We start from the raw sequence: 9,186 nt of genomic DNA, 5'->3' as shown, positions 1-9,186 counted from the left end.
GCCCACGGTCGGGGCCTTGGGATTTCCGGCGAGAGGTGGGCTTTGGTCGGCAGAAAAAGCATCCAGGGGCGGTGGCGGGGGGAGGGGGTCGGGTTCCGTATGCCGAAGTGACGTTTGCGGGTGGGTGGGGTTCTCGGGCGGGGGCGGTGCCGTGAGGCTCTTCGGCGGGCGTTTCCGAAGGGGCCGGGCCCGGGTGGCGCACCTTCGGTGCGTTTGGGAGGTCACCACCCGGATCCCGGGACGACTTCAGACGCGAGCCATCGCTGCTGACCTGGGGTTTTGCATCGTGGGCAGGGCGAAAGCGGGTGTCGAGGGCGGGTTCGCGTCTCGGGGAGGCCAAGGTCCGCATTCGGCGAGCGTTTCCGACGGGGCCGGGGCCGGGTGGCGCACCTTCGGTGCGTTTGGGAGGTCACCACCCGGGTCCCGGGACGACTCCAGACGCGAGCCATCGCTGCTGACCTGGGGTTTTGGCGTCACGAGCCGGTGAGAGCGGGTGTCGAGGGCGGGTTCGCGTCTCGCGGAGGCCAAGACCCGCACCCGAGGCTGCACGTCCTTTGAACTCGCACCCACCGCACGCCAAAACGCCCCGATCCGCCGCCCCCCGAAGGACCCCACGACGCCGCCCCAGGCGAAAGTCCCGACCCAGTACACCCGGGCGGCCAGAAAGCACCTCCAAGGGGCCGGGCTCCACCTCCCCGAGACGCAAACGGGCCTTCGACACCCACTCTCATCGCCTCGTAACCGCAAAACCCCAGGTCAGCGCGGAGCGAGGTACGCGAAGCGGTCCTCGGGATCCGGATCGTGACGACCAAGCGCCCCGCCGCCCCCTTCGGAAACGCCCGCCGAAGTACCTCACGGCACCGCCCCCGCCCGAAAACCCACCCACCCGGAAACGTCACTTCGGCATACGCAACCCGACCCCCTCCCCCCGCCACCGCCCCTGGATGCTTTTTCTGCCGACCAAAGCCCACCTCTCGCCGGAAATCCCAAGGCCCCGACCGTGGGCGACACCGGGACCGGGCCCATCGACACCCACCCACCCACCCACGCCCACCCGCCAGGCATCGCGAACGGACGCCGCCGACGCCCACCGCACCAATCCGATTACCAACTGCTCAACACCAACACCACCGTCCCGACGTGGAGCAGGCCCGATGGGCCCCATCCCCGCTGGGGCGATGGGCTCGTATCGTCGGTGCCCCAGCCCGTTCTGTGAGGGACGTACGCTCGTAGTCCCAGGCGGGATTCGTGTTCGGGAAGGTGTGCCGGTGGGCGTTCCACAGGAGAGTCGGGAGAGCCAGGAGAACCAGGAGAGCCGCGAGAGTGACGAGATCGGGCTGTTCGGGCCCGATTCGGTGACGTGGCAGTTGCACGCCGACCCGGTGATGTGGGTGGCCGGTGTCCGGGCGCTCTATCTCCAGGCGCTGCATCCGCGGGCGGTGCGCGGGGTCGTGCAGAACTCCGACTTCCGCAAGGACCCGTGGGGGCGGCTGATGCGGACCGCCGACTTCGTCGGGGTCACGACCTACGGGACGCGGACGGACGCCGAGCGGGCGGGGGCGCGGGTGCGGCGGATCCATTCCGTGATCAAGGCGGTCGACCCGGTTACGGAGCAGCCGTATCGAATAGACGAGCCGGATTTGCTGCGCTGGATCCACTGTGCCGAGGTCGGGTCGTATCTCTCGGTCGCCCGGCAGGCCGGGTTCCCGCTGACGGACGAGCTCGCCGATCTGTATCTGGCCGAACAGCGCCGCTCGGCCGAGTTGGTCGGGCTCGGGCGTGAGGAAGTCCCGGGCTCCGTGGCCGAGTTGGAGCGCTACTTCGAGGAGATCCGACCGGCGCTGGCCATGTCGGACGAGGCCCGCGGTGTCTTCGACTTCCTGCGTCGACCGCCGGTGCCGTTCGTACTCGTGCTCGGGCGCGAGGTGTTGTGGCGCCAGGTGGCCGAGTCCGCGTATGCCGCGCTGCCGCGGTGGGCCAAGGATCTGTACGGGTACCGCGGGCTGCCGTCGGTGGTGGCCCGGCCCGGACTCAATGTGTTGCGTCGGGCGGTGGGAGCGGCCACGCCGGTGATTCGCGCCGTGTACCCGTCGCCGCACATCCGCGGCGCGATGGAGCGACTGGGGCCGGAGGTCGAGCCGTCGGTCTCCCGGCTGCCCCGCCTCGAGGCTGCCTGCACTGCCGGTTCTGCCGACGTTGTCGGCGCTGTCGGCGCTGTCGCGGAGGCCACAAGGGAGAGCGGTCGGTAATAAGTAAGGTCCCCTTTCTTTCTGCGCGTGCTGCCGCCACAATGTACGACATTGTCAAGTAACCGGTCAGCTCGAAGGGAACCGCACGTGGCGAACGGCTTCTGGGCCCATGCGCAGGCCAATCCGGACCGGCTGGCGCTGGTCGACCCCGATGGCGCCGAGTGGACCGCGGGGGAGTTGTTCGCCGCGTCGAACCGGCTCGTGCACGGTCTGCGGGCGGCAGGGCTCGGCGCGGGCGACGTCTTCAGCGTGATCCTGCCGAACTGCGCCGAGTACATCGTGGCGTACATGGCCGCGGCGCAGGCCGGCATGTACATGGTCCCGGTCAACCACCACCTGGTCGGCCCCGAGATCGCCTGGATCCTCGCGGACAGCGAGTCGAAGGTGGTGATCGGCCACGAGCGGTTCGCGGACACGATCGTGGCCGCCGCGGACGAGGCGAAGCTCCCCGCGGCGGCGCGGTTCGCGGTCGGCGCGGTGCCCGGCTTCCGGCCGTTCGTCGAGCTGACCGACGGACAGTCGGCGGAGCTACCCGCCGATCGCGGCGTGGGCATGACGATGAACTACACCTCGGGCACCACCGGTCGCCCGCGCGGTGTGCGTCGGCCGTTGTCCGCGGGCCTGCCCGAAGACGCCCGGTACGGCGGCACGTTGCTGATCTACGGTGTCAAGCCGCACGACGACAACGTGCACCTGGTCGGCTCGCCGCTGTACCACACGGCCGTGCTCCAGCACGCCCAGCAGTCGCTGCACATCGGGCACACCGTGGTGCTGATGGACAAGTGGCGGCCCGAGGAGATGTTGCGGGTGATCGACCGCTACAAGGTCACCCACACGCACATGGTGCCGACCCAGTTCCACCGACTCCTGCAACTGCCCGAGGAGATCAAGGCCAAGTACGACGTGTCGTCGATGCGGCACGCCGTGCACGGCGCCGCGCCCTGCCCCGATCACGTCAAGCGGCGGATGATCGAGTGGTGGGGGTTGTGTGTCGAGGAGTACTACGCCGCCAGCGAGGGCGGCGGTACGTTCTGCTCCGCGCAGGAGTGGCTGGATCGGCCCGGCACGGTGGGCAAGGCCTGGCCGATCAGCGAGATCGGCATCTTCGACGACGACGACAATCGGCTGCCGGCGGGCGAGATCGGCACCGTGTACATGCTGATGCGGGCCGGGAAGTTCAAGTACCACAAGGACGAGGAGAAGACCCGCAAGGGCCGGATCGGTGACTGGTTCACCGTCGGCGACGTGGGCCTGCTCGACGAGGACGGCTACCTGTACCTGCGCGACCGCAAGATCGACATGATCATCTCCGGTGGCCAGAACATCTACCCCGCCGAGATCGAGAGCGCGCTGCTGCGGCATGACGCGGTCGGCGACGTCGCGGTGTTCGGCATCCCGCACGAGGACTGGGGCGAGGAGGTCAAGGCGGTCGTCGAGGCGAACGAGGGCTTCGCGCCAGGGCCGGATCTGGCCGCGGAATTGCTCGCGTTCTGCACGGAGCAGCTCGCCACGTACAAGCGCCCGCGCACCATCGATTTCGTGGACGCGATGCCGCGCGACCCGAATGGGAAGTTGCAGAAGCGGCGGTTGCGCGATCCCTATTGGGAGGGCCGCGAGCGGGCGGTCTGAGGCGATATACGAATACACCGCCCGGGAAATCCCGGGCGGTGTATTCGGCATTCTTCTCGCGGGTGACGAATCTTTTCGAACCGTGTTTCGTCAGACGGATTCCGGCGCGGCTTCCGTCGTATCGCCGGATGCGGTTTCCGGGGCGGAGGCCACCGCGAGTGCCCATTGCAGGTCCGGCTTTCCGGTGGGCGTGCGCTGCGTCCGCTCGACGATGCGCAGGACCCGGGGCACCTTGTATCCGGCGATCTTGGTGCGGCAGTGCTCCTGGATGTCCGCGAGGTTCGGCGAGCGACCCTCGCGCGGCTGCACGACCACCGCGACCGTCTGGCCCCAGCGCGGGTGCGGGACGCCGACCACGATCGCGTCGTAGACCTCGGGGTGGGCCTTGACCGCGCCCTCGACCTCCTCGGTGAAGATCTTCTCGCCGCCGGAGTTGATCGTCGCCGAGCCCCGGCCCAGCAGGGTGATCCGGCCGTCGCCCTCCAGGCGGGCATAGTCGCCGGGCACCACATAGCGGGTGCCGTCCGGGCCGGTCCGGAAGACCTCGGCGGTCTTGATCGGGTCGCCCAGGTAGCCCAGCGGGATGTTGCCCTTGCGGCCGAGGCGGCCCACCACCCCGGCGGGCAGCGGGTTGAGGTCCTCGTCCAGCACGACCGAGTCGGGCACCGCCTTCACGGTGATCCCGCTCTGCTGCTCGGTCTGGCCCCTCACCGCGACGCCCACGCCGTTGGCGCCCGACTCGGAGGCCCCGATGGCGTCGCTGACCACGATCCCCAGGCGCTCCATGAACTCCTCCTTCAGCGACGGCGAGAACAGCGCCGCGCTGGAGGAGAGGGCGAACAGCGAGGACAGGTCGTAGGACTCGCGACCGTCGCGGGGTTCGTCGAGCGACTCCAGCAGCGGGCGGGCCATCGCGTCACCGGTGATCAGGACGACGTTGATCCGCTCGGCGACCACCGTCTCCCACACGCCGTGCGCGTCGAACTTGTCGATCAGCACCACGCGGTGGCCCTTGGCCAGGTTCTGGAGCACCCCCCACTGGGTTGCGCCGTGCATCAGAGGCGCGATCGGGAAGGTGGTCATCTGGCCGTTGCGGCCCTTCTCGACCATCTCCTCGGGCCGGGATATGCGCTCGCCGTTGGTGGGGTCGATGCCGCCGCCGAGGGCGAAGATCACGTCCTCCTGGCGCCACACGACGCCCTTGGGCAGGCCGGTGGTCCCGCCGGTGAACAGCAGGTACAGGTCGTCGGCCGACCGCGGCTCGAAGTCGCGCTCCGGTGAGCCCGCCGCCATCGCGTCCTCGTACCGCACCGCGCCCAGCGACTCGGCGGTGACCGTGCCCTCGGCCGCCGGTTCGGTGTCGTCCTCGACCACCAGCAGGTGGCGCAGCGAGGCGACCTTGGGCGCGACCTCGGCGACCCGGTCGGTGAACTGCCGCTGGAAGACCATCGCGACGGGCTTGGCCTGGTCCAGCAGATAGGCCAGCTCATCCGCGACATAGCGGAAATTCACATTGATGCAGACGGCTCGGATCTTGTAGATCGCGAGCATCGCCTCCGCCCATTCGATGATGTTGAAGGCGTAGACCGCGACATGGTCACCCGGCTGCACACCGGAGTCCCGAAGGTGATGGGCGAGGCGATTCGCCCGCTCCTCCAGAAGGGCATATGTACGGCGTTCACCGTTCGCGACGATCGCCTCGCGTTCGGGGTATTCCCCGGCCGCGCGCTCGAAGAGGTCGGCAAGGTTGAATTCCATGGGCGGAGCGTAAGGCGTGGGCCCGGCGATATTCCAGAGGCAATATCGTTTGGAGGCCCTTCGGAAACTGTGACGCTGTCGACCGTCGGGAACACTTGACTGGGGCAAAGATATGCGGTGGGGGTGGCCCGACGGGCCCGGCGGGCCTGCCGCGATGGCTCGGGGGCCGGCCTCGACACGGGCGCGGTCAGCGCTGCGCGTACTCCCGCAGACGCGGGCGGGCGCTTGCCAGGACGAGGACCACGCACACCCCGAGGATCGCGATCGGGACCCACGGCCAGCCGCTGAGCGCGTCGTCGGCACTGTCGGTGCGGCGCTCGAAATCGGCCAGATTCGCGTTCGCGACCTGGGCGAGTGAGGTCTGGTAGTCGTAGAAGTCGAACGCGAGGTTGCCTCGACCCACCTTGGTGGCCAGGCCGACGGCGACATCCAGCCGGCCCTCGGCAACCGCCGCGCGCAGCGTGCGGTCGTCCCGCCGGAAGGCTTCCAGCCGGGTGGCGACGCGCTCGTTGGGCACGACGCGCTCGAGTTGAGCGGACTTGGCGGCGAAGCTCTCGGCGTACGCCCGGGCGCGGTCGGGCAGGATCACGAACCGGCTCTCGTCCGCGTTCGCGTCCGAGGCGGTCGCCCGGGCCCGGGCCAGCGACAGGAACGGATCGAACGCCTGCGTCTGCGCGTCGCGCAGGCGGGACGCGTGGTCGGTGAACAGGACGGCGGCGGTGCCGGTGAGCGCGGCCACCGCGATGGTCACCGCGGCCAACCCCGGCACGAGGATGCGGTGGAACCGGCGGGCCCACCAGACCTGGCCGATGATCAGGCAGACCACCAGAGCGAGGCCGACCAGCCCGACCGCCAGTGCGGCCCAACGCGCGTGCGTGCCGTCCGAGTCCGCGTCGGAGGCGAGCTTCTCCTCGGCTCCGCGACCGAGCGCGTCGGCGGCGGGCAGCAGGTCGTCGTGCAGGAGCGTGGTCGCGCTCGCGAAGTAGTTGAGCGCGAGTATCGGCGGGCGCCCGGCCGGACGGTCCTGGACCTGCTCGTCGGCCAGCCGTGCCTGTGCGACGTACGCGTCGTAGCGGCCGAGTCCGTTGATCAGCGCGCCGACGGTCGCGGTGGGCGCGCCGCCGGAGGAGAGCGCTTGGATGTCGACGGTGATCCGGGCACGCCGCTCGCGCATCTGGCGCAGCGCCAACTGTCGGTTGCCGATCGTCTCGTCCGAGCCGACCAGGAGGACGTTGGCGACCTGGGCATCGAGGTCGGCGAGCGCGAAGTACAGGTCCGCGGCGGCCGCGGCGCGCGGAGCCGAGGTGTCCGCGACCTCGCCGAGCCCGGACCGGGCGTTGCCGGCGCCGACCGCGATCACCGCGGCCAGGGCGATGATGCCGACCAGGACCAGCGCGACGAACCCGTACACCCGGGCCGGGACCGCGCCCACGTGGCGCAGGTGCCGCAGCCGTACTCGGGGCGTCCGGTCCGGAGCCGGCACGACCGGCGCGCCGGGCGCACCCGGCACGACCCGCGACGGTGATGGCACGTGCGCGGGCTTCGGGGGCGCGGGTAGGGCGGTCGGGGCGGCCATACCGAAACGGTAGGCAGGCGGCGCGAAGGGCCGGCCATCAATCGGTGGCGCGGGTGCGAAGGGGGAGTGAACATCCTTGCGGTCGAAGGGGGTTGGGGTGGTTTGGAGGGTTGGGGTGGTTCATCGGGTGGTTCAGAGGGTGCGGGATGGTTCGGAGAGGTGCGGAGGGGTTGGGGGTGGTTCGGGGGGCTCTGGGGATGGTGCGGAGCCGGTTTGGGGTGGTGCGGAGCTGGTTTGAGGGTGGGGTGGGGGCGGTTCGGAAGGTGATCGAGGAGCGAGCGGGTGGGTTCGGAGGGTGGTCGGAGGTTGGTCGGAGGGTGATCGAGTAGCGGTCTCGACTGACGCTTGGTCAGCCCTTGGTTGCGCCCAGTTGTGTCACCCACGCGGATGAACCGTGCGGCGTGTGCCGGCTATGCCCCCCGTTAACCGCTTTGGTGACGGTCGGATTCGCGCTGCGAAGGGCTGTTGCGGAGCAGTCGTTGGCATGTAGCGTTGTCCGCGGTTGCAGCAGTAGATGTAGTTCCCTCGCACGTCCAACGCCTGCGGACATCAACAGCCGTGGGCGTTTTTCGCTCCTCACAGCGAGGGCATCCCGGGGTAACGCGGGGAGTGGGACCACTCGACGGTTCGCGACCCGGGCATCACGAGGTGTGGTGTCTGTGGGTTACGTGAAGGAATCAAGACATGGCCACCGGTACGGTCAAGTGGTTCAACGCCGACAAGGGCTACGGCTTCATCTCGCAGGACGACGGCGGCGCTGACGTCTTCGTCCACTTCTCCGCCATTCAGACGAACGGCTACCGTTCGTTGGAGGAGAACCAGCGCGTGGAGTTCGAGGTCACGCAGGGTCAGAAGGGCCCGCAGGCCGAGATGGTTCGCCCGCTCTGAATCGGTCCCGCGGCTCCGGCAACGGACCGCAGACCTAGCAAGGCCCGCGCCCGTGCAGGGTGCGGGCCTTGGGGCGTTTTTGGGTTTGTTTGGGTTGGTTTGGGTGAGTGGGGGCTGGGGTTCGGCTTTTCGGGCTTTGGCTTCCGGCTGTGGCTTCCGGGCTTGGGGTTGCGGACTTGGAGTCTCGGGTTCTGGCTTCCGGTTTTGGCCGGGTTTTGGCCGAGCTTGGGTTCGGGGTCCTGTGGTGGGGGTCCCCGGTGGGTGGCCGGCCGCATCGCGAGGGGCCACTAGCATGTCTGTATGGGTTTCCTGCGCCGCCGCCCCCCGTCCGGGCCGGATTTCGACGTTCTCGCCATCCCGTTCACCGACTGGCCCGGCTCCGTGATCGTGGCCATGTTGCCGGGGGAGGACGGCAGTTGCCAGGGGATCTTCGTCCGGTACGACCTGCTGGCCAACCGCGGCCCCGCGATGCTGATCGGCAACCTGCCCCCGGGTTCGCCCGCGCGTGAGGAAGGTGTCGGCCGGATCGAGGCCCAGCAGTTGGTCGCGGCCCTGGGCCACGAAGAGATGCCCGAGGAGCTGTCCACCGAGGACACCCCGATCATGCTCGGCGACGACCTGCTGATCATCCGCAAGGTCAAGTACGCCGAGGGTCGCCTCGCGTGTGTGGAGTTCGACCGCAGCGACAACGTCCTGGTGCGAATCGTGACGTGGGATCGACCGATCACGGATGACGTTTTTCAGTTGCTGAAGCCGATCCCTTCGGACTCGTTCGGGGGATGAGGGTCGGGGTGGGCTGAGTCGCGGGTGGGGCCGGTCGGGGTGGCCCGAGTCGCGCGTGGAGCGGGCTGAGCCGGGGTCGCGGGTGGAGCGTGTCGGGGTGGCCAGAGTCGTGTTCGGCGGCGTTGCTGCTTGTTGGGCGACTTCGTCGCCGGCTCGCGAGGCACCACTTTTTTGCTCCCCCGCTACGCTCCTCCGCAAAAAAGCGGCCCCTCGCTCGGGGCTTCGTGTCCCTCCGCTTCGCTCCGGGCCACGAAGCCCAAACTCTGCGGCTCCGCCGCTCTCCGCGCTTCGCGCGTCGATCAC

At 69.3% G+C, this 9,186-nt stretch carries 6 protein-coding genes; 4 read left to right on the top strand and 2 right to left on the bottom strand.

Annotated features, from left to right (window positions below):
- Positions 1-1,262 precede the first annotated feature (1,262 nt).
- Both ACZ4FV_RS50895 and ACZ4FV_RS50890 read left to right on the top strand, forming a co-directional pair.
- Complete coding sequence (locus ACZ4FV_RS50895) at positions 1,263-2,249, top strand: oxygenase MpaB family protein (protein WP_465328203.1); 987 nt, start codon at positions 1,263-1,265, stop codon at positions 2,247-2,249.
- 87 nt (positions 2,250-2,336) lie between these two features.
- Positions 2,337-3,878: an acyl-CoA synthetase gene (locus ACZ4FV_RS50890; protein ID WP_465328201.1), complete on the top strand. Its 1,542-nt coding sequence runs from the start codon at positions 2,337-2,339 to the stop codon at positions 3,876-3,878.
- A 90-nt stretch (positions 3,879-3,968) separates the two neighbouring features.
- On the opposite strand, the gene ACZ4FV_RS50885 is transcribed toward ACZ4FV_RS50890, so the two are convergent.
- On the bottom strand, positions 3,969-5,636 hold the full coding sequence (locus ACZ4FV_RS50885; protein WP_465328199.1) for an acyl-CoA synthetase: 1,668 nt from the start codon (positions 5,634-5,636) through the stop codon (positions 3,969-3,971).
- 187 nt (positions 5,637-5,823) lie between these two features.
- Positions 5,824-7,212, bottom strand: a complete 1,389-nt coding sequence (locus tag ACZ4FV_RS50880; RefSeq protein WP_402236698.1) for a hypothetical protein — start codon at positions 7,210-7,212, stop codon at positions 5,824-5,826.
- A gap of 684 nt (positions 7,213-7,896) precedes the next feature.
- On the opposite strand from ACZ4FV_RS50880, the gene cspE reads away from it, so the two are divergent.
- Positions 7,897-8,100, top strand: coding sequence for a transcription antiterminator/RNA stability regulator CspE (gene cspE / locus ACZ4FV_RS50875; RefSeq protein ID WP_020557813.1), 204 nt, complete (start codon positions 7,897-7,899; stop codon positions 8,098-8,100).
- Between the two features lie 300 nt (positions 8,101-8,400).
- Positions 8,401-8,883 (top strand): hypothetical protein, encoded by a 483-nt coding sequence (locus ACZ4FV_RS50870; RefSeq protein WP_395872079.1) that lies wholly within the window; start codon positions 8,401-8,403, stop codon positions 8,881-8,883.
- The last annotated feature ends 303 nt before the right edge of the window (positions 8,884-9,186 follow it).

This window comes from Embleya sp. NPDC025285 (assembly GCF_055558835.1).
The sequence above is the reverse complement of the archived record's forward strand: the minus strand, read 5'-3'. Positions and strand labels throughout refer to the sequence as shown.

Coding starts and splice junctions, on each gene's coding strand:
- ACZ4FV_RS50870 (WP_395872079.1), top strand. CDS start 8,401: ATGGGTTTCCTGCGCCGCCGCCCCCCGTCCGGGCCGGATTTCGACGTT.
- ACZ4FV_RS50880 (WP_402236698.1), bottom strand. CDS start 7,212: ATGGCCGCCCCGACCGCCCTACCCGCGCCCCCGAAGCCCGCGCACGTG.
- cspE (WP_020557813.1), top strand. CDS start 7,897: ATGGCCACCGGTACGGTCAAGTGGTTCAACGCCGACAAGGGCTACGGC.
- ACZ4FV_RS50885 (WP_465328199.1), bottom strand. CDS start 5,636: ATGGAATTCAACCTTGCCGACCTCTTCGAGCGCGCGGCCGGGGAATAC.